Source organism: Larkinella arboricola (assembly GCF_003259745.1).
In the GTDB taxonomy this organism is placed as follows: Bacteria; Bacteroidota; Bacteroidia; order Cytophagales; family Spirosomataceae; genus Larkinella; species Larkinella arboricola.
On sequence record NZ_QLMC01000003.1, the window covers coordinates 586860 to 612899 of the forward strand.

General features: G+C 51.1%; 14 protein-coding genes. 8 read left to right on the plus strand and 6 right to left on the minus strand.

What is annotated here, in order from left to right; translation table 11 throughout:
* Positions 1-24 precede the first annotated feature (24 nt).
* The 5 genes from LX87_RS13830 (at position 25) to lon (ending at position 7664) form a co-directional block, all read left to right on the plus strand.
* Complete coding sequence (locus tag LX87_RS13830) at positions 25-1527, plus strand: GH3 auxin-responsive promoter family protein (protein ID WP_111628823.1); 1503 nt, start codon at positions 25-27, stop codon at positions 1525-1527.
* Positions 1528-1603: 76 nt separating this feature from the next.
* The gene (locus LX87_RS13835) at positions 1604-2776 is read left to right on the plus strand and encodes a 1-deoxy-D-xylulose-5-phosphate reductoisomerase (protein WP_111629199.1); all 1173 of its coding nucleotides are present in this window, start codon (positions 1604-1606) and stop codon (positions 2774-2776) included.
* A 241-nt stretch (positions 2777-3017) separates the two neighbouring features.
* Positions 3018-4355, plus strand: a complete 1338-nt coding sequence (gene rseP, locus LX87_RS13840) for an RIP metalloprotease RseP (protein WP_111628824.1) — start codon at positions 3018-3020, stop codon at positions 4353-4355.
* Positions 4356-4509: 154 nt separating this feature from the next.
* Positions 4510-4941: a DUF6702 family protein gene (locus LX87_RS13845; RefSeq protein ID WP_229310654.1), complete on the plus strand. Its 432-nt coding sequence runs from the start codon at positions 4510-4512 to the stop codon at positions 4939-4941.
* 197 nt (positions 4942-5138) lie between these two features.
* A complete protein-coding gene (lon, locus tag LX87_RS13850) occupies positions 5139-7664 on the plus strand; it encodes an endopeptidase La (protein ID WP_111628825.1) in 2526 nt (841 codons plus the stop codon).
* A gap of 86 nt (positions 7665-7750) precedes the next feature.
* On the opposite strand, the gene LX87_RS13855 is transcribed toward lon, so the two are convergent.
* From LX87_RS13855 to LX87_RS13870, 4 genes are all read right to left on the minus strand, one after another.
* Complete coding sequence (locus tag LX87_RS13855; RefSeq protein ID WP_111628826.1) at positions 7751-9280, minus strand: SusD/RagB family nutrient-binding outer membrane lipoprotein; 1530 nt, start codon at positions 9278-9280, stop codon at positions 7751-7753.
* Between the two features lie 20 nt (positions 9281-9300).
* The gene (locus LX87_RS13860) at positions 9301-12534 is read right to left on the minus strand and encodes a SusC/RagA family TonB-linked outer membrane protein (protein WP_111628827.1); all 3234 of its coding nucleotides are present in this window, start codon (positions 12532-12534) and stop codon (positions 9301-9303) included.
* A 505-nt stretch (positions 12535-13039) separates the two neighbouring features.
* Positions 13040-14494 (minus strand): SusD/RagB family nutrient-binding outer membrane lipoprotein, encoded by a 1455-nt coding sequence (locus LX87_RS13865; protein ID WP_111629201.1) that lies wholly within the window; start codon positions 14492-14494, stop codon positions 13040-13042.
* A 104-nt stretch (positions 14495-14598) separates the two neighbouring features.
* Complete coding sequence (locus LX87_RS13870; protein WP_111628828.1) at positions 14599-17808, minus strand: SusC/RagA family TonB-linked outer membrane protein; 3210 nt, start codon at positions 17806-17808, stop codon at positions 14599-14601.
* A 272-nt stretch (positions 17809-18080) separates the two neighbouring features.
* Here LX87_RS13870 and LX87_RS13875 point away from each other — a divergent pair, with 272 nt between their 5' ends.
* Both LX87_RS13875 and LX87_RS13880 read left to right on the plus strand, forming a co-directional pair.
* On the plus strand, positions 18081-19454 hold the full coding sequence (locus LX87_RS13875; protein WP_111628829.1) for a methyltransferase RsmF C-terminal domain-like protein: 1374 nt from the start codon (positions 18081-18083) through the stop codon (positions 19452-19454).
* 171 nt (positions 19455-19625) lie between these two features.
* The gene (locus LX87_RS13880) at positions 19626-20459 is read left to right on the plus strand and encodes an enoyl-ACP reductase FabI (RefSeq protein ID WP_111628830.1); all 834 of its coding nucleotides are present in this window, start codon (positions 19626-19628) and stop codon (positions 20457-20459) included.
* Positions 20460-20554: 95 nt separating this feature from the next.
* Here LX87_RS13880 and LX87_RS13885 read toward each other — a convergent pair whose 3' ends face one another.
* Together LX87_RS13885 and LX87_RS13890 are read right to left on the minus strand one after the other, a co-directional pair.
* The gene (locus LX87_RS13885; RefSeq protein WP_111628831.1) at positions 20555-23635 is read right to left on the minus strand and encodes an AAA family ATPase; all 3081 of its coding nucleotides are present in this window, start codon (positions 23633-23635) and stop codon (positions 20555-20557) included.
* A complete protein-coding gene (locus LX87_RS13890) occupies positions 23607-24869 on the minus strand; it encodes an exonuclease SbcCD subunit D C-terminal domain-containing protein (RefSeq protein ID WP_111628832.1) in 1263 nt (420 codons plus the stop codon). The genes LX87_RS13885 and LX87_RS13890 overlap by 29 nt, the downstream gene beginning before the upstream one ends.
* Before the next feature lie 497 nt (positions 24870-25366).
* Between LX87_RS13890 and LX87_RS13900 the strand changes: the two genes are divergently transcribed.
* Positions 25367-26002 (plus strand): acetyltransferase, encoded by a 636-nt coding sequence (locus LX87_RS13900; protein ID WP_111628834.1) that lies wholly within the window; start codon positions 25367-25369, stop codon positions 26000-26002.
* Positions 26003-26040 lie beyond the last annotated feature (38 nt).

Sequence of the window (26040 nt, forward strand, 5' to 3'; positions counted from 1 at the left end):
TAAAACTTGTTAACTTTGCAGGCTATGGGAATCCGATCAGTTTTGAGCAAACCACTGGCACAATTTGTCGTCCAGCGGCAGCAGGAATGGATGCACCGGCCCGGCGAAACGCAGCAACGGTGGTTCCGGGCCCTGCTCGACGGTGCTCAGCATACCGCTTTTGGCCGCGATCACCGGTTTAAAGACATTCGTTCATACGCCGAGTTTCGGCAGGCCGTCCCCATTCAGGATTACGAAGGGCTAAAACCGTATATTGAACGAATTCGGGAAGGCGAATCGGATGTGCTGTGGAAGGGCAAACCGGTTTATTTCGCCAAAACTTCCGGTACTACATCCGGCACAAAATACATTCCCATTACCAAAGAGTCGATTCCCAACCATATCAATTCGGCCCGCGACGCCCTGCTGAACTACATCCACGAAACGGGCAAGTCGGCTTTTCTGGACAAGAAACTCATCTTCCTGTCGGGCAGCCCGGAGCTGGTTGTCAAAAACGGCATCAACATCGGACGGCTTTCGGGTATCTCGAACCACCACGTTCCGGCCTACCTGCGGACCAACCAGTTGCCGTCGTACGAAACCAACGTTATTGAGGATTGGGAAACCAAGCTCGAAAAGATCATTGACGAAACCATCACGCAGCCCATGTCGCTCATTTCGGGCATACCGCCCTGGGTGCAGATGTATTTCGACCGGATTCAGGCCCGAACCGGCAAGAAAATCAAGGATGTTTTTCCGGACTTTTCGCTGTTTGTGTACGGCGGGGTGAATTTTGAGCCGTACCGGGCCAAATTATACGAATCCATCGGCCGGAAAATCGACAGCATTGAAACGTATCCGGCTTCCGAAGGTTTCATTGCCTTCCAGGATACCCAGACGGAAGAAGGGCTGCTGATGATGCTGAACAGCGGTATTTTCTTTGAATTTATTCCGGCCGAAGAGTATTTTTCCAGTAACCCCCGCCGGTTGAGCATCGATCAGGTTGAGCTGGGCAAAAATTACGCGGTGGTAATCAACAACAACGCCGGATTATGGGGTTACTCGCTCGGCGATACCGTCAAGTTTGTTTCCAACGACCCTTACCGATTACTGGTCACGGGGCGGATCAAGCACTTTATTTCGGCGTTTGGCGAACACGTCATTGGCGAGGAAGTGGAAAAGGCGCTGCAATATGCCATGAAGCAGCACCCGGGAACCGAGGTGGTGGAGTTTACGGTAGCGCCGATGGTGTCGCCCACCGATGGATTGCCGTACCACGAGTGGTTTATTGAATTTGCCACGCCCCCGAACGACCCGGAAGCCTTCGCCCGCACTCTTGACCAGCGACTAACTAAGCTGAACACGTATTACGACGATCTGATTTCCGGCAGTATTCTGCGCCCCCTCAAACTGACGGTTTTGCCCCGCGACACCTTCCGCAATTACATGAAATCGCAGGGTAAACTGGGTGGACAAAACAAGGTGCCCCGGCTGGCCAATGATCGGGTAATTGGGGAAGGATTGTTGCAGACTATGCAAACGGTATAGACTATGAAAATAACCGGACTTGAAATCGGCGACGCCCATCCAAAATATCAAGCTTGATTTTACGTATTATCCAAGAATGACTAATCCCCAAAAACGCCATATCGCCATCCTTGGCTCGACGGGCTCCATCGGAACGCAGGCTATCGACGTGATCCGGGCACACCCAGATGCTTTTGAAGTCGAGGTACTGGTCGCCAACACCAACGCCGACCTGCTGATCGAACAAGCCGCCCTGGTTCGCCCCAATGTGGTGGTGATCTGCAACGAAGACCGGTATGATCAGGTATTTGCAGCTCTCGATCCGCTGGGTATCAAGGTGTACGCGGGCGCCAAAGCCGTGGCCTCGGTTGTGCAGATGGACAGCATTGACATCGTGCTGACGGCTATGGTGGGGTACGCCGGTTTGCTGCCGACCATTAAAGCTATTGAGGCCGGAAAACACATTGCGCTTGCCAATAAGGAAACCCTGGTTGTGGCCGGTGAACTGATTACCAGACTGGCTCAGGAAAAGGGCGTCAGCATTTTACCGGTCGATTCGGAGCATTCGGCCATCTTCCAGTGCCTGGCGGGGGAATTTCACAATCCCATCGAAAAGATTATTCTGACGGCTTCCGGCGGGCCGTTCCGGGGCAAATCCCGCGATTTTCTGAAAACCGTCACAAAAGCTCAGGCACTCAAACATCCAAACTGGACGATGGGGGCCAAAATTACCATCGACTCCGCTACCCTGATGAACAAAGGTCTAGAGGTGATTGAAGCCAAATGGTTATTCGGACTGGAACCCGCGCAAATCGAGGTGGTGGTACATCCGCAGAGTATTATCCATTCGATGGTACAATTCCGGGATGGCAGTATCAAGGCCCAGATGGGTTTGCCCGACATGCGGCTGCCGATTCAGTATGCGCTGGCGTATCCAAACCGGTTAACGTCGGATTTTCCGCGGTTCGACTTCCTAAATTATCCGTCCCTCACATTCGAACAGGCTGATCGTGAAACATTTCGTAACTTGCAATTGGCTTTCGACGCGCTGGAGCGGGGCGGTAATGTTCCGTGCATCGTTAACGCAGCCAACGAGGTTGCGGTTGCGGCTTTTCTGCACGACGAAATTGGCTTTCTGGAGATTTCCGAAATCATCGAAGAAGGCATGCAGAAAGTCTCCTACGTTGCTCATCCGACGTACGAGGACTACGTCCGGACTGACGAAGAAACCCGGCGGATTGCTACGGCACGAATTAAAAGTCTTGTTTAATTGTTTTTTAGATAAACCACCATTAAATAGACAACTTGTCGGAAGTTTTTTCATCACTCATCGTTATTGATATATGGAATTCTGGGTTTGGTTTATCATCGGATTACTGATCGGTTTCCTGCTGCTGAAAGTCTTTAAGAAAAAAGTATAAGCATACGACCTCTGCGGATTCTGAAAATTTAATACAACAACTTATCAATTAAAAAAGCCGTCGGTTTACCGATGCAATCAGTTTAGACGAATGGAAATAGCAATCATGGCGGGACAGCTCATTCTGGGCCTGTCAATTTTAGTGGGTTTGCACGAATTGGGGCACTTGCTGGCCGCCAAAGCATTCGGGATGCGGGTAGAGCAATACTTTATCGGTTTTCCCCCAAAAATCTGGAGCATCAAGCGTGGTGAAACAGAATACGGCCTGGGTGCTATTCCCCTGGGCGGTTTCGTCAAAATCACCGGCATGATTGATGAATCACTCGATACGAAAACCATGCAGCAGGAACCACAACCCTGGGAGTTTCGCTCGAAACCCGCCTGGCAACGGCTGATTGTGATGCTGGGTGGTATTATCATCAACATCATTACCGGTATTGTCATTTTCGTTATCCTGACCTACAAAAACGGTGAAACGTACCTGGCTGCCCGCGATGCTGAATACGGTATTGTTGCCTACGATCTGGCTAAGGGAATCGGCCTGAAAACCGGTGATAAGATTGTTAAAATCAACGGAAAAGATTTCAACGATTTCAGCGATATCCGGAGTTCGGAGGTTTTCTTAGGTTCCGACAGCTATTATACTGTGGAACGGAAAGGACCGGATGGTAAAATTCAACAGATCGACATCGACATTCCGAACGATTTTCTGGACAAATTATCGGATAAAAAGAACGCCGGGCAATTTCTGGAAGCTGCTCAGCCCTTCCGGGTTGGGGAACTTGTGCCGGGAATGCCCGCCGAAAAATCTGGACTGAAAAAAGGCGACATTATTACCGCCGTCAACGGTCAGCCAACGCGCTTCTACCATGAGTTTCAGGCCATCGTGAAGGCCAACGTCAACAAACCGATTACGCTGACGGTCAATCGTCCGGGTGCTTCCCAGCCGGTTACGCTTAAAACGACCGTTACGGAAAAAGGCCAGATTGGTTTTGGCGCAGAGACACTGTTAAAGAAAACGCATATTGATTATACCTTCGGCCAGGCGCTGGTAAAAGGAACAGAACAGGCTTTTGGTGTTTTTTATGATACCATCAAGGGCTTTGGTAAAATTTTCCAGGGGAATGTGTCGGCTTCCAACGCCCTGAGCGGCCCCATCGGAATTGCACAAAACCTGTTTGGTGGCATCTGGGAGTGGAACCGCTTCTGGTTCGTCACGGGGCTGCTATCCATGTCGCTGGCGTTCTTCAACGTTCTGCCGATTCCGGCGCTGGACGGCGGGCACTCGACGATCCTGCTCTACGAAATTGTATCGGGCCGTAAACCGTCTGACCGGTTCCTGGAAGGAGCTCAACGGGTTGGGATGGTGATTCTGCTCGGATTGATGGCGTTTGCAATCTTCAATGATGTATTTAAAGCTGTTTTTTAAGTTGTTTGGGTTATTTGGTGAAGGTAAGCAGAGCTTGAAGAAGGTAAGCAGAGAACCGCTCCGCTTGCCTCTTCTTTACTCTGCAAAGCTCCGCCAAATAACTTTTTCGCTTCTTGTTCTTTTGGTTTTCGCAGCCGGGCGGCCCGCGCATCCGGTGCATACCAGCGTTACGCAGATGCAATTCAATGCCGCCGAGAAAACGTTTGAGGTGAGCCTGCGGGTGTTTACCGACGATCTGGAAGAAGCCTTAACCAGAGAGAATAACAACCAGCCTGTCCGGCTGAACGATAAAGACGCGAATAACCCACTGGTGGAGCGCTACATTCGCAAACATTTTGGACTGATTAACGCCAGCCGCCAGCGCAAACCATTTCGTTATCTGGGCAAAGAACAGGAAATGGACGCTACCTGGATTTACGTAGAGGTTCCTTACAGCGAACCCGTTGAAGGAAGTATTTTGCAGCAGTCGTTGCTAACGGAATTGTTCGACGATCAGATCAATCTGGTCAATGTGTCATACCTGTCACAAAAGAAAACCGTACTGTTCCGGAAAAGCAGTACGCAACAGGTTTTGACCTGGCAATAACGTATTATAAGATTGGCTCTGCCACGTTTTGAGTTTCATTTCCTTTTACGTTATTTGTAATCAGTACCGGTAGATCAGCCGTTTTTTATTGATAATCGTTTGGCACACCCCTTGCTCTATTTATAAATCTTTGTTTCTCAGCACCTCTTACAGCCTGTAGATGGCAATAATACTGCCACTTTGGCAGGCACCTAACTATGAGTATAAGTAATAGAAATAAATACGATACCCAATTATGGCTGGCTGAGTCGGATCTGGACAATCTTGAAATTGTTCCGCTGGGCTCAGCGGATGATGCCGACGAAGATTATATCGTGCCCAGCGACCTGTCCATCCTGCCCGTTCGGAATACCGTACTGTTTCCGGGCATGGTTATTCCCGTGACGGTTGGACGGCAGAAGTCGATTAAATTAGTAAAGAGAGCCTATAAAGGAAATCGCATCATTGGCGTGGTGGCGCAGTCGAATCAGCAGAAAGATGAGCCAACCGCCGACGACCTTTACCGCCTGGGGACCGTTGCGTATATCATCAAAATGATTACGCTGCCCGACGGGAATATTACGATTATTATTCAGGGTAAGAAACGATTTGAGATTATCAATTTCCTACAGGAAGAGCCGTATCTGACGGCCAACGTCCGGCAAATTGACGACCACTTTCCGAATCCAAACCGTAAGGAGTCAAAAGCCCTGATTCAGTCCCTGAAAGAATCGGCCTACAAAATTCTGCGTTTAAACCCGGAGATTCCGCAGGAAGCCCGCATTGCCCTGGATAACATCGAAAGCCCGATGTTTCTGATGCACTTTCTCTCGTCGAATATCGAGGGAGAAGTAGCTGATAAGCAGAAATTGCTGGAAACCACCGAAGGTGCCCAGCAGGCCACGCTTTTGCTGGAATTCATGCTGCGGAATATCCAGTTGCTGGAACTGAAGCGTGAAATTCAGACCAAAGCCAGCTCGGACATCGACCAGCAGCAGCGCGATTATTTTCTGCGGCAGCAAATCAAAGTATTGCAGGACGAACTCGGGATGGACAGCCCCGACCGCGATCTGGAAGAAATCCGGCTGCGGGCCGCCCGCAAAAAGTGGCCAGCCTCGGTTCATGCCCACTTTGACAAAGAGTTGAATAAACTCCAGCGGATCAACCCGATGGCCCCCGAATACCCGGTTACGATGAACTACATCGAACTGCTGGTTGAACTTCCCTGGAGCGAGTACTCGAAAGATAACTTCGACCTCAAACGGGCGCAGAAAATATTGGATACCGATCACTTCGGACTGGAGAAAGTGAAAGAACGGATCATTGAATACCTGGCCGTTCTGAAACTGAAAAATGACCGGGCTTACGAAGGCATGAAAGCCCCGATTCTGTGTCTGTACGGTCCTCCGGGCGTTGGTAAAACATCGCTGGGACGGTCGGTGGCCAAAGCGCTGGGCCGGAAGTATATCCGGATGGCATTGGGCGGGGTTCACGACGAAGCCGAAATCCGGGGACACCGGAAAACGTACATTGGCGCCATGCCGGGTAAAATCATTCAGAACATTAAAAAAGCCGACTCATCGAATCCGGTTTTTATCCTGGATGAAATTGACAAGGTGAGCTCCGACTTCCGGGGAGACCCGTCGTCGGCCCTGCTCGAAGTGCTCGATCCGGAACAGAATTCAACGTTTATTGACAATTATCTCGAAGTCGAATACGACCTGTCGAAGATTCTGTTTATTGCGACGGCCAACTCGCTTGACACCATTCATCCGGCCCTCCGCGACCGCATGGAAATCATTGAGTTGACGGGCTATACCGTGGAAGAAAAAATCCAGATTGCCAAGAAATATCTGATTCCGAAACAGCGGAAAGAACACGGTTTGAAGCCGAAAGACCTGATGGTTGATGATAAGGCCATTCAGCGCATTATTGAAGGCTACACCCGCGAATCCGGTGTCCGGTCGCTGGAGCAGAAAATCGGCGCACTCGTTCGTAAGATCGCTAAATCCATCGCGCTGGAAGAAGATTATCCGAAAACCATCAAACCGGCGGATGTTGCCAAAATGCTGGGGGCCGAAATCTTCGACCGCGATCTGTATTCTGACGACGACATTGCCGGTATTGTGACGGGCCTGGCCTGGACCCAGGTTGGGGGCGAAATTCTGTTTATTGAATCGAGCCTGAGCCGCGGCAAAGGCAACCTGACGCTGTCGGGCCAGTTGGGCGATGTCATGAAGGAGTCGGCCATTACGGCGTTGTCGTACCTGAAAGCGCATTCCGAGCAGTTGGGTATCGATTACAATGTCTTCAATCACTACGATCTGCACGTTCATATCCCGGCGGGGGCGGTCCCGAAAGACGGTCCTTCGGCGGGGATTACGATGCTGACATCCATGGCGTCGATCTTCACCCAGCGACGGGTACGGCCTTTCCTGGCGATGACTGGCGAAATCACGCTTCGGGGTAAAGTATTGCCCGTTGGCGGTATCAAAGAGAAAATTCTGGCGGCCAACCGGGCGGGCGTAAAAGAAATTCTGCTCTGCTCGAAAAACCGCAAGGATGTAGAGGAAATAAACCCAAGCTACATCAAGGATCTGACGTTCCATTACGTCGATACCGTCGATCAGGTACTGGAAACGGCTTTGCTGCCGCAGCAGGTTTCCAAGCCCATGAAGTTTGTTTTCCCGAAGGAGAAAGAAAAGGAAACCGAATCAACACCCGAGAAAATAACGGTTGTTTAAGCAACTCCTTTTAAAACTATACCCCCCGCCCGACTGGATAGCCAGTCGGGCGGGGGGTTTCTTTTAGGGAGAATAAGCCCCGTCATTTAATCCACATCCCAGAACAAACGGGTTGAGAAGACATCAACGGTTCCCTGAGCGCCGACGTTGGCGCTGTTTGAGCCAGCCTCGGTATTTGGATAGAAAAGCCGTACCGGGCGTTTGTCATCGTCGGGCACCTGAATGCTTTGCGGAGTAGCAGGCAGGTTTGTACGACGGTATTCCGTCCAGGATTCCAGACCGCTGAAATTCGTCAGGGCAATCCACTTCTGAATGGCGATGGCCGCCAGCTTATCCGTAGAGGCATCCCAGTCGTAGTTATTGATTTTACTGCCTTTGTAAGCAGCCGCACCGGCAACATTGGCTCCGAACGCCCGAAACGACTGGACAATTCCTTCTTCAAAATACGCTTTGGCCGTGTTAGGCAGCGTTACGTCGCTGTAGCGTTGCTTGGCTTCGGCCAGCAGAAACTGGACTTCGGCTGCGGTCATGATAATAAAGGGACGGTTATATTCACCTTTAACAATCAGGCTCGGTCCCAGCGAGGTCGTGTTGGCGGGCAGATAACCGGAGCTTACGCCAAAAGGTGTACCCGTGTAATTTGCCGAGATTTCCGGCAGGTTGCTCGTACCCGGCGCGGAACCGTTTTCACCGCTGTTGGCATACGCAATTCGCTTCATCCGCAGCGTATCGCCGGACGCTTTCAGGCTGTTAATCAGAAACTGCGTTAAACGCGGATAATTATTCAACGCTCTTTTGGCTCCGTTCGCGTCATATCCCCAACGATCATAAACGGGGTTTAGCTTTCCGGCCGTTGCCAGATAGAAGAAAGACCCGCCCGCGCCAACATCTTCGCCCGTGATGAACCCAGATCCTTCGGTTACAATCTTGTTGATCTCCGTTTTAATATAAGCTTCTCTGCCGGTAACCCGGGCCTGACGAATCAGAATCCGCATTTTCAGCGAATTGGCAAACTGCGCCCACTTGGTCGTATTCCCTCTGAAAACAATATCGGAACCGGTAAAGGCGCTGGCAAACGGATTGGCTTTTAAATCGGCAATGGCTTCATCAAGCAGTGTAATCAGCGATTCATAAATGGCTTTCTGATCATCAAACTTCGGGGCCAGTACCGTACCTCCTTTCAGAGCTTCCGTATAAGGTACGTTGCCGTAGAGGTCAACCAGTTGCTGAAACATCATGGCCTTCATGACCTTGGCGGGACCTTTCAGGTATTTCTGGTTGTTGGCGTCGGCGTTGTCGATCACGAACTGATAATCCTGGAGGTTATCGTAGTAGCTGTCCCAGTAATTAAAGTCTCCGTTGGTAAACTGGTAAGCAAACGTGGTGGTTGAAATGATATAACCGTTTCCCTGCGACCAGTGACCTGACCAGTACTCGCCGGTTTCGTTTACCGCCAGCATGTTGGTGGTCGTCGTATTGAGAGCATTCGTCAGCACAAAGCTTGGCGATGCCGTGGGCAGGGTGTTGGGGTTGGTATTGATGTCCAGAAAGGATTCCTTACAAGCCGTCCCAACCAGCGCCAGAAAAGCAAATACGAATATGGATTTTAATTTCATGTCAAGACAAGTTCAGTAATCTAGAAAGTAATGTTAAGATTGACGCCATACTGACGCACCGGCGGGGTCTGGCCCGTTGTATTGATACCAATACCGATGGCCGAGGTGGTGGTTGGGGTAGCGGTACTGCCCGGCGAAGCACTGCCCTGATAGCTAAATTCCGGGTCGGTGTAGTAATTCAGCTTGTCGACAATCGTAAACAGGTTTCGACCGTAGATGGCGATGCTAGCCCCTGAGATGAACCGGGTTTTGGCGAGCAGATTTTGCGGCAGACGATACGCCAGGTTTACATCCCGTAGTTTGATGAACCAGGCCGGAGTTACGAAGTTTTCGGAAATCAGCCGGTAGTTGTCAACCCACAGGGCGTATTCCGGCTCACGAATCTGAACGGTCGTATTCGGAACAACGGTTTTACCGTCCGTGTCCAGATAAGCCGAGTTTGGGAAAATATGCGGGGCACGGTTTTCGGTCCATTTACCGGTTCCGGTAAAGGTCATCTGGCGGCCCAAATCACTGAACATAACATTCCCACCGCGATATTCGAAGTTGAACGTAAAGCTAACGTTGCCGTAATCCATTTTTGAGCCCAAACCGGCAATGTGCCGGGGCAGCACACCGCCCCGCGCCGATAAGGTGGTCTGGCGCAACGGATAACCCGTGGCGGAGTTGACCAGCACGCGGCCCGACCCGTCAGAAGCATATTGATAACCGTCGGTTTTCAGAATGGGGAAACGTTCGCCTTTAATGACGTTGGTGTTTGCGTAGGCAAAGCCGCCGTACTGGAACTCCGTGATACCCGGATACAGGTCAATTACTTTGTTATCATTGAACGAATACCGCACGCTGGCATCCCAGGTAAACTTACCCTCTCTGAAGATCAGGTACTTCAGATCCGCTTCGTACCCCCAGTTTTTCGTTTCTCCAACATTGATCAACAGGTTATTGAAACCGGTCGAGTTCGGAATTTTAACGGTTATTACCTGCCCTTTTGAGGTTTGCGTATATGCCGACACGTCCAGGTTTATGCGGTTGTTCAGCAACTGGAATTCACCACCAATTTCGGCGGAGTAGACCTGTTCGGGCCGTAGGTTGGCATCCGGCAGGATGTTACCGACGGTCAGACCGACTGTATTGCCATACGGGAAGTTGGCTCCGTTGTTATACACCAGATCCAGACCGTACAGCGGAATGTTGTCGTTGGCATTTTTGTTTGCGTTCAACCGGATTTTCGCATAGTTCAAAAACTGGTTCCGTATGGTAGGAAAGGCGTCGGTCGGAATAAACGAGAGGGCTGCACCGTAATACGGATACGACCAGGTGTTGGCGGGGCGATCGGGCTTATAGAAGCGGGAAGTTGCATCGAACCGGAACGTACCGTTCAGAATCAACCAGTTCTTGTAATTCGTGGTCAAGTCGGCGTAGTAACCAAACCGGCGTTCCTGGGTGCTGATTTCCCCGCCCGTTAGTTCGCCCTGGCGGTTTGCTACGTTATACACATCCGGAACAACAATGGAGCTTGAGCCTACCGCAATGGCTTTGGTTGTGCGCTGGTAAACGCTGCTTCCGAGAATCAGCTTGTTCGAAAGCGGGCCCAAGTCTTTTGCCAGTTGAATCTGGAATTCATTGTTGACGACGTTTTCGGTACCGGAATAATCGGTTACCCCGCCCAGCACATCGGTAATGGCCCGGTAAATACCGGTACCGTCACCTTCGCGGAAGAAGGGCGCCGGAATAAAGGCTTTGGATTTGGCCCAGTCGCTGTATAAAAACTTACCGGTGGTGTTTTTTCCGGTCCGGGAGTTATTCATGATTCCGAGACGCTCGGTAAACGTCAGCCAGGTGGTGGGCCGGAAACTCAGGTTTACGTTTCCGTTCAGGTTAGCATCCTTGTACTTCATCCGGCTATTATCGGCATTGAAATACGGGTTGTTGTAATAATCGTTGTAATACCCGTTCGGGTTGGCAAACTGATCGGTTTGCCAGTCGCGCAGGTCGCTCAAGGGCAAGTTGGCGGGCTGGTTGAGTACATCGTTGTAGAAGTCCGACGAGGTGCGGTCGTAAGCCGCCTGGGTGTAAGCCGCATTGAAACCGGCAGTTACCTTTCCGTATTCTTTGGTAGCCGACAGACGAGCGCCCGTCCGTTCGCTCTTATCATGCGGCACAATTCCGCTGATTTTTTGATTCTCAACCGACAGATAAAACGAACTCGTTTCGTCGCCCCCCTGAAAACTGATCTGGTTGTTCATTGACACACCGGTATCGAAAGCCTTCCGGCGAGCGTCCTTGATCGCCGAGTACGGAAGCATGTATTGGCCGCCGGCTTCCGTGGTCCGGCCCTGCATCCGGATGGAGCCGTCGAAGGGGTCACCGTACTGCTGGTTTTCGTACGAGCGCCAGTTGTCTTTCATGCGCTCCAGATAGTCTGTCTTATAACCGGCTGCCCCGTACGACGTTGAGTAGTGCGATCCGGAGCCGTATTTATCCTGAATCTGCGGCAGGAAGCTAATCTGCTCAAAGTTTGTACTGTTGGAGTACGATACGCGCAGTTTTCCCTGTGCTCCTTTTTTGGTTGTAATAATCAGAGCCCCGTTGATACCGGCTGATCCGTACAGGGTAGCGGCCTGACCACCTTTCAGAATCGACACACTTTCAATGTCGTTTGGGTTGATGGTAGCCAATATGGTAGAGGTCGTCTGCATACCATCCAGTACCACCAACGCTTCGTTGTTACCGGTCAGCGAACGAAAACCCCGTAACACGACTTTTACGGCCGGGTCTACGCTGTTGTTCACATTATACACCGCCAAACCCGTCACTTTTCCGGACAGCGCCTGGGCGAGCTGGGGAGAGCGGCCAACGGTCACATCGTCTGTACTTACCTTGGAGTACGCATACCCAATCTCCCGCTGATTTTTCCGGATCCCCTGGGCCGTTACCACAATCTCCTGTAATTGAGAAGCGTCCGATTGCATGACAACGTTAATTGTCGTCTGGGCTCCGACCGTAACACTCTGGGTCACAAAACCGATAAAGCTATACTGTAAAACGGTACCTTTCGATACACTGATCTCGTAAGTCCCATCAGCATTACTGGTTGCTCCTTTGGTAGAACCTTTCACAACAATGTTTACGCCCGGAAGCGGAGAACCGTCTTCAGAAGCCGTTACCCGGCCAGACACGTTGATGTTCTGCGCCAGCAACGGCAAACAGAATACGAGCGACAGTAGCCAGCTACTGAGTAAAAGTTTTTTCATAGAAATGGTGACAATTAGTTTGGTTAATTCAGGAGTTGATACAGTCTGGTATTATTTTCTTATAGAGTAAGCGTGGCAACACCGGGAAGGAAGAGCAAACCGGGAAGACCGTTATTCAGAGTCGGCGGGGAACCGTCTTTACCCGAAAACCCTGTGCTGGAGAAGGGCCGTTTTGGGGCATAGAAAACTTGTTCGGATGTGCTGTATAGACACAACCGGCTAATGGGTACATGTTTATGCATAGGTAGCTTAGGTTAATAAATGCCACCTAAGTTAATCAAAACAAAATACCAGTCAATAAATGAAACTATAAAATTTTCTCCTGACTATAATAAAATATACGGTATATCGTACTACACATTTCCCAATATCCTACTTTTAACTAAATTTCTATAAACTATAGATTACATGGTCCTTATTTCATTTTAGCTGGCAACTAAACAAAAAAGCGCCCTTGTCTGACCGTCAGACAAGGGCGCTTTTTAAGAGCGATAGCTTAGCGTGCTTATTGCTTGTCCCACCAGACGCGGGTGTACTGCGTATCTGGACCCTGGCTGGCAATAACGGCGTTGTAATTAGTCGTGTTCAGCGTTCCTTCGGTTGTCACCGGATACGCTAACCGACGCGGAATAGCGGTACCCCCGTTCAGCGGGGCAGCCGCCGGTTTCAGGACCGGATATCCCGTCCGACGCCATGAGTTCCAGGCCTGCGTTCCCTGGAAGAACAGAGCGATCCAGCGTTGCGTAGCAATTTGCTCGATGGCTTTCGCGTCTGAATACGCTACATCGGGCTGAGCAATGTAAGCGGTATAGGCAGCATCCGTGTAAGCCGTTCCCATCCATTGTTGCAGCGAAGCTTTCACAGCCGATTCGTACAATGCCTTTGCATCGCCGGTAATCCAGCCTAATTTAGCCGCTTCGGCCTGCGCAAACAGGACTTCTGCATAGGTTACGACATTAACCGGAGCATTTTGCGCAGAAAGTGTTGTAGCTGCCAAAGAGAAGTTCTGAGCGGGTCCGGCCGGCGGGAAAGCAGCGTAAGGAGCACCCGCATAATCACCAACCTCATTTTTAGCCGCTATATAAGGCAAACGCGGGTCGTTTACTTTCTTCAGGTAATTTACAAACACATCACTGACGGCGAAATCTTTCCGGTTGCTGCGTACATAATTTGTATACAACGGATTTTCGTTGTTCGCATCTGCCAGGAAGGTATAGCGTACATTGTCAGCATTTGAAGCTAAGACGCCATCCGCCAGCGCAGCCGTAAACTCGGCTTTGCCTTTCGTCGGATCTACCTTCGACAGTTGCAGGGCCATCAGCATCCGCTGGGTAGCCGCAAATTTTTTCCAGTTGGTGGCATTACCGTTCAGCAAAATATCGCCTTTCACCGCGGTTCCGCCATCAAACTGAGCAGCCGCTTCTTTGAACTCCTTAAACAGGTCGTTGTAAATATCCTGTTGTTTGTCGAAGGCTGGTGAAAAGTTTTCGGCACCTTTCAACGCTTGTGAATACGGAATATCGCCCCAACGGTCCGTCATCCACCGGAAAATGTACGCTTTCAAGATCCGGGCAACCGCAATCTGGTTGTTGTTCGATCCGTACGTAGCCACGCTGGCTCTCGTAGCAGGGTCTGTATTCTGATCGATAATAGCCTGGAGGTTCACCAGCGGACCTGAGTATAAACCGTTGTAGCTAAAGTTGATGGTTTTGTAGCGCGAATCCTCGATATACGTAATATCACTGAACTGCTGCACGTACAAGGCCGGAGCAATGTTGAAGCCGCCCGGGCCTACCTGGCTATTGGTCGTACCAACGCCAGTCCGAATGGCAGCCGTAAACAAGCTAGCGGTGTTAGGCAACAACGGGCTGTTTGGGTTGACATTCATTTCTTCGAAGTTGTTACAGGCTACTGTAGACAACATCAACCCTGCCAGAATAAAGGGCTTATAAAATTTCATAATGTCTGTTTTTGAAAAAGTTTGTTGGGCTTTGAAAATCAGGATAGAAAGCTCATATTTCATAACGAAATTCTGAGCTTTTTCTATCCATAATTTCACATTTATTAGAGGCCAAGACGCAGGTTAACACCGAAGGAGCGAACCGGCGGCAACTGACCACCTTCATACCACAAAGTCTCTGATTCCGAGATGTCAATACCACCACCCACGGCGCTATAGATCAGGAGCGGGTTACGGGCAATCAGCGAAACGTTAGCCGATTTGATAAATTTCCCCAGCATGTTCTTCGGCAGGTTGTAACCAACTGCAATCTCACGCAGCTTGATGTACGTTTTATCGTAGATCCAGTACTCATTCAGCGCAAACAACCAGTTTTCATACAGGTTTTGAGTTTCAACCCGCGTCTTGTTCGGCTGGCCATCTTCGGTTACACCTTCCAGCAGAATACCACCACCGGCCGATACCGGATCACGCTTGGGCTTGCCCAGTTCGTTCAAACCAGCGGTTTCGGCACCCAGACCCGAGTAGTTATTGAACATTTTGGTCGTTGAAAAGAACTTACCACCCGCAATGAAGTCGGCGTTAACACGCAACGACAATCCTTTGTACGTAAAGGTGTTCAGGAAACCGCCTTTGAATTTCGGCAGAACCGAACCCAGGGGCACGTTTTCTTCCTTGATGTACAAGCCGGCGTTAGGACCGCTGCCATACACCATGCGATTACCATTGGCATCTTTCTTAATTCCCTGACCAACCAGTAAACCCCAGTCTTCACCTTCGCGGGCGTTCAGGGTCAGTGTCCGCCATTGTGATCCCTCCGGAATTTGGTAGTTTGTTAAACCGTCCTGCAGTTTAACCACTTTCGAGCGGTTGCGGTCCAGGTTGATATCAAACTCCCAGGTAAAACCGGAAGCGGACCGGACCGGTACTGCGTTGATGTGTAACTCCAGACCGCTGGTCTGAATCAGACCCGCATTAATAACGGCATTTGTATAACCACTGGTTGGCGTAACCGGGATCGGGATGATCTGATTCTTGTTGTCGTTACGATAGGCCGTAAATTCAAAACCCAGTCGGTTACTCAGGAAACGCAGGTCAATACCTCCTTCATACGATGATGAAAGACCGGGCTGCAAAGCAGCGTTTGGCAAGGTTGTTGGCAGCGTCAGGGTAGCGTTGCTTCCGTAAGCCGTACCTGAGTTATAGGCCAGGGCCGTTTGATAAGGGCCTATGTCGGTACCAACCTGTGCGTAACTGGCACGGATTTTACCATATGACAGGATGCTGTTCTGCGGAATCAACTCGGAGAACACAAGACCGGCAGAAACCGAAGGATACAGGTACGAATTGTTGGCTTTTGGCAAAGTAGAGGCCCAGTCGTTCCGGATCGAAGCTTCTACAAAGACGAAGTCTTTATACCCGATGCTGACGTTTCCGAAAAGGCTGTTTACCTGCCGCTCGTACAAGTAGTTATTTGATATAGGCCGGTTGATCGAAGCAGCAATGTTGTAGAAGTTCGGTGCAGAAAGCCCACCTACGGTTGCCTGGAACTGGCCACTGATGCGGTTATAGCGGATGTTACCCCCTACGTTTGCCACCAGTGAGAAATCTGCGATGTCCTGATTATAGCTTACCAGAGCTTCATAGTTGTTTTCCCGGGAGTTGGCGCTCAAAGTAGCATAGCCCCCCTGACCACCTTCATTCAGCGTTCCCTGTGCCACACGCGACTCCTGGCTAAAGTAGTTCTGATCGCGACGAACGGTGGCCGATGCTTTCAAGAAAGGCGTAAACTCATACGTTAAGCCAAAGTCCCCGAAAAGTCTGTCACTCCGGTTGTTGTTGGTATTTTCGTAAACCTGCGTATAAGGGCTATCCCAGTATTTCGGGCGTGGGTCTGTAGGGCCACCGATGTTCCAGCTCCGGAACGTTCCATCCGGGTTTTTATAGTTACGCAGATCATCAATGCTCAGCTGACGCTGGAACCATTGGTTAAATGAACCAACCGTTTGGTTGTATCCATTCAAGGTTGCGTTCGAAATACCCAGCGGGCTGTTTGAAGGCGTTCTACCACCGCTCGATCCGTAGTTATCAGCCGGCAGGTTGGTTGTCTTGAACGCCGTATAATTGATGTTCAGGTTAGCTGATAGCTTCTCGGCAAACTTGATTGTGTTTTTGGCGCTGACAAAATCCCGGGTCTGCGATGAGTTCGGAATAATACCGTTGTTGATAATGTGCGAATACGAGATCCGGCTCTGGAACGCTTCGGTACCGCGCGAGAAGGCAATGTTAGTGTTGTTGCTGATCGGCTTGGCAAAGAAGTCACGTACGTTATTCGGATTGGCCGAGTAAGGCGTTAGCTGACCAAATTGCGGTCCCTGCTGCCAGGAGGCCGCCGAACGGTGCGGTTGACCATCCAGCCGGGGGCCCCAGCTTTCATCGGCAGAGTAATCCAACATGCGCTGTCCTTCGTAACTGGCCCAGGAAGCCGGATGGATGGCGGGATTGAATTTAAAAGTTGCCCAATCCTGCGAGTAACCACCACCGTATTCGTTCTGGTATTTCGGCAGCATACCCACCATATCAAGCGTCGTGCTGTGGTTGATATCCAGGCGGGTTTCACCGGCTTTGGCGCGCTTGGTCGTGATGACGATAACCCCCGCCGAAGCCCGGTTACCGTACAGAGCCGTTGCGGAAGGTCCTTTCAGAACCGAAAGGTTTTCGACATCATCCATGTTCACCTGGCTCACGTCGGTCGGTGTACCGTCCACCACGTACAGCGGATCTCCGCCCGTCAGGGAGTTAACACCCCGAATCCGGATGCTCGGGCTACCGAATTTAGCTCCCGACTGACCCAGAACCTGCACCCCGGCGATTTTACCAGCCAGTGCGTTGGCTACGTTCTGATCGCGGGCAATGTTCAGTTTCTCCTGTTTCAGTTCCTGAACCGAATAGTTGAGGGCTTTCTTTTCCCGCGAGATACCGAGGGCCGTAACGACAATTTCCTGGAGTGTCGAAGCATCCGGTTGCAGTACAACATCAACGGTAGTGCGGTTACCAACAGAAACGTCAGTCGTTTTAAATCCAATAAAGGAGAACGATAAAGTTTGGGCATTGTCCGGTACACTGAGGGAGTAAGTACCATTGACATCGGATGTGGCTCCGCGGGAGGTTCCCTTTACCACAATGTTAACACCGGGAAGGGGCGAGCTGTCTTCACCTGAGGTCACCTTGCCAGTAATCGTACGATTCTGGGCATAAGTGATGCCCACTGTACCAAGCAGGCACAGCGAGGCCATCAGTAAACGTTTTAACATGTTTTTAGCTTAGGTTAATGAACAATGTAATCTTATTCAAAAGTGAAATTACTACAAAATTTTCTTTTGTCAATATCCAAAAAGCCAATAGGCTTCGGAAGGCTAGCCAATAAACGGCAAAAATACCACCCTGATTGTAGATTAAATTCTAATTAAATTACTGTTAATCAACAGCTTTATAAAAGCTAGAATAACGTAATAAATTGATAAAATTTTGTGCATTAAATTTTCACTCATTATTACTAAGAACTTCGTTAAATTATATTTGCCCAATGATTGATACGCTGTTACCCACGTCCTTCCGCCAGCAAATGCAGCAGCAATTGGGCGTCGACTACCCGGCCTTTCAAACCGCGCTGCAACAACCTCCTCCAGTAAGTGTTCGGGTCAATCCGCAGAAGAAAATTCTGTTGACGAATACGCTACAGTCCGTACCCTGGTGCGCTGAAGGATTTTATTTGCCCGAGCGCCCGGTTTTTACGCTGGACCCCCTGTTTCAGGCCGGTGCTTTTTACGTTCAGGAGGCTTCGTCCATGTTGCTGGCTGAAGCTTTGCGCCAGACGGTCCGGCTTCAGCGGCCATTGCGGGTTCTGGATTTATGTGCGGCTCCCGGTGGGAAAAGCACCCTGCTGGCATCACTGCTGAGTTCGGACAGTCTGCTGGTTTGCAACGAGGTAATCCGCAGCCGGGTGCCGGTTTTAAAAGAAAACCTCGAAAAATGGGGCTTTCCGAACGTAGCTATCAGCAACCACGACCCGGAAGATTTCCGAAATCTGAACGGTTTTTTCGATGTGGTGCTGGTTGATGCGCCCTGTTCGGGCGAAGGGCTGTTCCGGAAAGACCCCGAAGCCATGCAGGAATGGTCGGAAGAGAACGTACGGATTTGTGCGGCCCGGCAGCAGCGCATCTTAACGGCTGCGGCTCCCCTATTGTGCGACAATGGTCTGCTGTTCTACAGTACCTGTACCTATAATGATGCGGAGAATGTTCAGAATGCCCAATGGCTGACCGCTAACGGTTTCGAAAACGTCACGCTGGATTTGCCCGTTTCGTGGGGAATTGTGGATAAAGTTGTGGATAAAACCGTCGGCTACCAATGTTATCCACACCGGGTCCGGGGTGAAGGCTTTTTCCTGAGTATATTTAAAAAGAAGCAACGGTCCGGCACGGTCATGGCCGTACCGCGCGGATTCCGATCATTAAAACCCGTGCCAAACCGTCAGGAGAAGGTTTTGCAATCGTTTCTGAAACAACCCGGCGACTTCTCGTTTTACGTCAAACCAAACGGCGACATCTTTGCCCTTCCGGAAGCCCTCTCCGCCGATCTGCGGATTCTGGATACGGCTTTATTCAATAAAGGTTTCGGGCTGGAAATGGGAACGTTTAAAGGAAACGACTTCATACCGTCGCACGCACTGGCCCTGAGCACGGCCATCGCCGAAAACCTTCCCGCCGTTGATCTGTCAAAAGAAGATGCCATACGGTATTTCAAAAAAGAAAACCTGGTGCTGGCGGATTCTGTGAAGGGCTGGCTGCTGGCCCGCTATGAAGGATTGAACCTGGGATGGCTCAAGGGCGTTGGCAATCGGGTCAATAATTACCTGCCGAAAGAATGGCGCATCCGGATGGATATCAAAGAATATTAGCGTTGATCGCTAATGACACTATTCTACTGACTCAGAAGGGCTTTCCGAAAACAAACGACGCGGGGCGGCTGCGATACCGGTTTTTATGCCGTTGGTATTCCAGCAAAAAAAGTAGTTACTTTGCGCCCTTCCGAATCGATATAATCACCCCAAAAAGCAACTTTTATATTCATGGCTTACGGATTATTGAAAGGCAAGCGAGGAATCATTACCGGAGCATTGGACGAAAAATCCATTGCCTGGCAGGTCGCACTGAAAGCAAAAGAAGAAGGTGCCACATTCACGCTTTCAAACGCACCAATTGCGATGCGAATGGGTGCGATCAAACAACTGGCGGACCAATGCGAAGCCGAGATCATTTCGGCCGATGCCACGTCTTTAGAAGATATTGAAAATCTGTATACGAAGTCCATCGACGTGTTGGGCGGCAAAATCGACTTTGTGCTGCACTCAATCGGCATGAGCCCGAACATCCGCAAGAACCGTCCTTATGGCGATTTGAATTACGAGTGGTACCAGAAAAGCATCGACGTGTCGGCGCTGTCGTTCCATAAAATGATGCACGTGGCCGAAAAGCTGGATGCCATCAACGAATGGGGTTCGGTTGTCGCCCTCAGCTACATTGCCGCTCAGCGTACCTTCCCGTTCTATACGGATATGGCCGACGCCAAAGCCGTACTGGAATCCATCGCCCGGGGCTACGGCTACCGCTACGGAAAAGCCAAAAACGTCCGCGTTAATACCATCTCCCAATCCCCGACAATGACCACGGCGGGTTCCGGCGTTGGCGGCTTTGACGTTTTCTTCCAGTACGCCGATCTGATGTCTCCGCTGGGCAACGCAACCGCTGAAGACTGCGCCAATTACGTCATTACGCTGTTCAGCGACCTGACCCGTAAAGTAACGATGCAGAACCTGCTGCACGATGGCGGTTTCTCCAGCGTCGGTATTTCGGAAGATATGGCCGATAAAATGATTCAGTTGCAACAACAACAGCAGCAATAATTTCTGAACTGGGATTACACGGATTAACAGGATCGTATTAGACCGCCTAGCCGTCTTGGTCAATCTTTAAACCGTGTAATCCCAGTCCAAGACCGTTACAGTTCCAGAACTTTAATTTTGCTGTTTCCCTCCATTCCTTTCTCCACCTGAATCTGTACGCTGATCCGCTCCTTGATCTCGTGACGGTGGGAGATGATTCCGATTGTTTTTTTGCTATCGTGCTGGAGCTTTTCCAGCATGGCAATGGCCGTATCGAGCGCATCGGGGTCGAGGGTTCCAAAGCCTTCGTCAATGAACAGGCTCTCGATCTGGACGTTCTGGGAGGCCAGGTCTGACAGGCCCAACGCCAGCGCCAGACTCAGCGTAAACGTTTCACCGCCGGACAAACTGGAAACCGTGCGTTCGGTGCTGCCCTGGTACAAATCCACCACGTAGAGTTCGTCCTGCCCGTCGCGCGGCTTCAGGAGCAGATAACGGTCCGAGAGGTCTTTTAGCCGGCGGTTGGCCAGACCGATGAGTTGGGCCAGCGTCAGCCCCTGCGCAAACTTGCTGTAATCGTCGCCTTTCGCGCTGCCGATCAGCCGGTCCAGTTCGCGCCAGGGCCGGGCGTCGGCTTCGAGTCGGGTTAGCTCGCTGGCTAATTTTTTCTGGATTTTCCGGCTGTCCCTGTCGGAATCGATCTGGTTTTTGAAATAACCGACCCGCTCAATTTTCTGCCGTTCTTCCGTCTTCAATGCTTTCAGCTTCTCAGCGATTTCCTCCGCCGAATCCTCCGTTTTCCGGTTCTGAACTGCTTCCTGCCGTTTGCTGCTTTCCTCCTGCCGTTTTCGGCGGATCTCGTTCGCTTCGTTTTCCAGTTCCTTTTTCTGATCCTGCAACCGGCGCAGGGTTGCGGGGTCCAGCAGCCAGGCGCGGGCGGAGTCTACATCGTTCAATCCCCGTTCTTCGAGCGCCGGTTGAAGGGTATTGGCAGAAGCCGTATACTGCTGATCAAAAGCCGTAAAAGCCGTAACGGCATTGGTGAGCAAATCGGTTTGGGTCGCAATCTGCGTATTCAACCGACCGAACTGCCCCGTCAGACGTTCGCAGACCTCCCGAATGTCGTCGCCCGCATACAGTTTTTCTTTCTCCCGCTTCAACTGCTGCCCTTTGGCGGTACTTTCCAGCACCGTCTGCAAATCCGTTTCCAGTCGTTTCAGGGTGTCTTCCTGTTCCCAGAGGCTCTGGAGTGTACTCAGTTCCTCGCGCTGAATGCGGTTTAACTCCTGCTGATCGAGAATCTGCTCCGGCGTTAAACTGGCGTCCAGGGCCAGGGCCGTCAGATTTTGGGAGATTTCTGTTCGTTTCTGCGAATAGAGTTTTCGCAGTTCATCCCGTTGCTGGGTATACGATGCACAGTCCGACTCGGCCTGAATCAGCTTTTTATTTAGTTCGTCGTATTCTTTCTTTTTGGCTTCCCAGTCACGGGTTACCCATTGAAGCTGCAATTCCAGCGTTCCCATCTGATTGATGTAATGCTGCGCATAAGGATGTTCTACCGAACCGCAGAGCGGACACGGTTTGCCATCCTGCAAGGCTTTCCGGAGTTCTTCCAGATTGGCTTCCTGCGACAGCCGGACTTTCTGTTCATCCAATTGCTTCTTTTTGCCCTCCAGTTCCCCGAGTTCATCGGCCATCTGCTGACGCAACGGTTCCTGGTTTCTGATCAGTTCGAGCTGGCTTGTAATCCGGTCATTGAGGTTCATCCCGTCAAGAAGCCGGTCCTGCTGCTGTTTGAGGATGGTATAAAGGCCGGTCAGGTGGTTATTCTGTTCAATCAGCCGGTTTATTTCCGACCGAACGGTTTCGAGCGTCAGGGCCGGATAATCCCGTTCCAGTTGCACCAGATGTACGCCGATCTCCTGTTTCTTTTCCTTAACCTGCTGGTAGGTTTCGTCAATGTTTCTCGTATCAAGCGCCCGTAACCAGCCATGTTTAGCATCTTTAACGGTTTCTTTAATCAACTCGAGTGGTTGTCTGACTTTATCCCGTTCGGTATTGATTTGCTGCGTTACTTCCAGCACCCGACTGCGAAAGTGATCAACCTCCTCTACCAACGTTTGGGCAGTCAATGTCGGCTGGTGCGTCAGGATTTGCGCTTTTCCGACAAGCTCGGCAAGTTGCTGGTTCAGGGTGGCCAACTGCGCCTGAGCCGCCCGCTGATTGACGGCTTCCCGCTCCCGGTTTTTCTCAATATGCGTCAGATCAACCAGGTCTGTCGCCAGATCCGCTACCAGTTCATGGCGGTGCAGGCGCTTTGCTTCATCGGCAAAGGCGTTTTGTTTCGTTTCCAGAAGCTGTTCCCGCTGATTGAGAACGGCGAGCTGGCTCTCCGCTTCGGCCATTCTGCGAAGCAACGCATCCTCGGCGGCATAAAGCTCAATTTCGTTGGATACTTCCTTCAATCGTCGCTCAACGGCTTTCTGTTCCTGTTTCAGTTGCTCAACCTCCTCCTCGGTCAGCGTCTGGATCAGCCGTCCCTCTTTCTGTTTATCCGCAATTTTCAGTTCGTATTCCCGGTTCACCTGGTGCGCGCGCTGGCTTAGTTGCCGGTAAATTTCGGTGCCCGTAATCCGCTCCAGCATTTTGCTGCGCTCGGCGGCCCGGGCCTTCAGAAACTGGTCAAAGGCACCCTGGGCCAGCACAATCGACCGGATAAACTGGTCGTAGGTCAGGCCAATGAGTTCTTCGTTCTTCTTCGGAAATTCGCTTAAGCCTTTAATTGGTAACAACTGACCTTCGGTTTGCCCTTCCGGGAGAAAGGCAATTTCCATTTCGTAGTTGTTCCAGTTTCCGTTACGGTTTTTCTTGATCGACCAGCGCGACCGGTAGGCTTTGCCGCCCACTTCATATTCAATTTCGGCATAAGCCGCCGTACCGGGTTCCAGAGCCGCCTGCTGATTCACCAAAATGCCTTCCTCGATGATGCTGGAGTTGGAGATAGCACCCGAAATCCGCGGTACCCGGTTGAACAGGGCCAGCGTGATTACATCCAGCAAGGTTGATTTTCCCGCGCCCGTTGGCCCGGAAATGACAAACAGGCCGGTGGTACTCAACAGTCCTTCGTTAAACTGAATTGGCGGGTGCTCGCCGTAAAAGGAATTGATATTACGAAAGCGTATTTGTCGGATTTTCATGCAATTGTACGGGATGGGCCGCCTGTTCCGTAACCAGCCGATAGAGTTCTTTATAAGCTTCGACCAAGGTAGTCCGCTCCTCCCCTTCGACCAGCGAGGCATCGAGCCGACGGTTAAACACGTCGAGATACGAAAGGTCCTGTAAATTCGTGTCAGCCACGTACAGGGAATCCAGCCCTTTTAATTTGTTACGAAACGTCAGCCGGGATTTGGCAATCTGGAAAGGCGCACTGGTGTAGTCGCGCTGTAGTTTTTCGAAAAGCTGCCGAACGGCCAGGCTTTCATTTTCTTCTTCCACCAGAATTTCCACCAGCGTGGTCAGTTCGTCGTTTCCTTCTAATGTTTCCAGCGTCTCGCGCACGGCGTCCAGCGTTCCAGCCACCTGCCGCAATGACCGGAAGCGCGGCACTGCCACGGTTTCTACGGTATTGATTTTTCCGTTTTCGACGGTTATTTCCAGCACCTGATGCCGATTGTCGCGTTCGCCAAAGCTCAATGGAATCGGCGAACCGCTGTAACGCACGGTTTCCACCGCACCAATTCGTTGTGGAACGTGAATGTGTCCCAGCGCTACGTAATCGAAACCGGGTGGAAAATGCTCGGACGAAAAAGCCGCCTGTCCGCCCACCGCGTGAATCTCCCGTTCGCTTTCGGGCGAGATGGTCGCGCCGTTAACATACAAGTGGCCCATTGCCAGCACCGGAGCGTTCCGGTATTCAGTCTGGCAGTGATCAACAATGCGTTCGTAATGATTCCGGATGCCCATCCGCACGGCCTCAACACGGTCTTCGTAGGTCTGGCCGGAAATGGATTGGCGAAGATCACTGTCGCGGAGGTACGGAACGGCGGCCACCAGCAGATCGGTAGAACCGTTTGCCAGCCGGATGATTTCTTCGGTGCAGTCGCCGGTTGTGCAGCCGATGACGTGCATATTCAGATGCCGGAGCAGTTGGCGGGGCGCATTGAGTTTAGTGGGCGAGTCGTGGTTACCGCCGGTAATGATGATCTTCCGTTCCAGTGGCAGCATTCGGGTTAGAAACTGGTAATACAGTTGCATCGACCCGTCGTTGGGGTTGGTGGTATCGAACACGTCCCCCGAAATCAGCAGCACATCAATTTCCCGGCTTTCGATGGTTTCGGCCAGCCAGTCCAGAAACTGAACGTGGTCTTCCCGCAAATCGTGTTTGTAAAGCCGTTTCCCCAGGTGCCAGTCTGCGGTATGCAGAATTTTCATAGTTGCCAGTACTTCTAAACCGGAAGTTAGCTAAAATTTCCGGAAGCTGACAAGTTCTTTTGTCGGGAAAAGCCGGAAGTCAGTTGAGATAAATGGCGGGTAACGACGCTACCTTTTCCGGTTCACTGCTCTAATACAGCAGGTTTCAGCTACCGTTGTAATCTTCCAGCAGGGCGCCCGGCGACTGGGGAGCCGCCCGAATTCCTGTAAATCAGTTTGCCGAATGGCCGGGTAGTAAATAGGGCCGCCAACCGCGCCGTTGCGAATTAATTTCTGCCAGGTGTAGTACTTCAAAAAATCCGTTACTTCTTTTGCCTTCAAACCGCGCGTTCCGAAAGAGACATCCGAAATGACAATTGGTCGAAACTGGGTGGTGTGTTTCAGGTCCGGAACGACACATTAACGATGGTCGCTGTTTCCGCAATTTTACCGCGTTGCAAACTTTTTCGGACAGCTATGCGGTTTGTTAACAATACCATACTAGTAATTCAAGCAACATGGAGAATCCGGTTCTCATTTTTGGAGCAGGCAGTCTGGGCCTTACGGCGCTGGATATTTTTCAGCGAAACGGCGTGGTCGTCTACGGTCTGCTGGATGACGATAAAAACGTACACGGCAAGGAATTCGGCGATGTGTCGGTACTCGGCGAAACCGACGACGACGGTTTCCTGAAACTCATCGGTCAGAAATGCGAAGCGTTCGTGGCGCTGGACGATACGCGTGTCCGCAAAAAGCTGGTCAAAATGCTGAACGACCGGCGGCATATTCAGCCTGTCAACGCCATTCACGACACGGCCACGGTTTCAACACTGGCGAACATCGGCCACGGAAACCTGATTGCGGCCCGGGTGGTGGTAAACCCGTTTGCCGAAATCGGGCAGCATTGCATCATCCAGTCGGGCGCGGTCATTGATTCGCAGGCCAAACTGGGCGATTACGTCCACATCGGAACGGGCAGCTTCATTAACTCGGGTGCGACGGTTGAAGAGGGCGCTTTCATTGGTACGGGCGTAACCGTAGTAGCCGGGGTGACCATTGGAAAGAACGCCCGGATTGGGGCGGGTTCGGTCGTGATCGAGAGTGTGGCCTCCGGAACAACGGTGTTTGGCAATCCGGCGCAGAAAGTGGGATAAAGAAGCGGATAGTTTCGCGGAGTTAAGCGGAGGTTCAT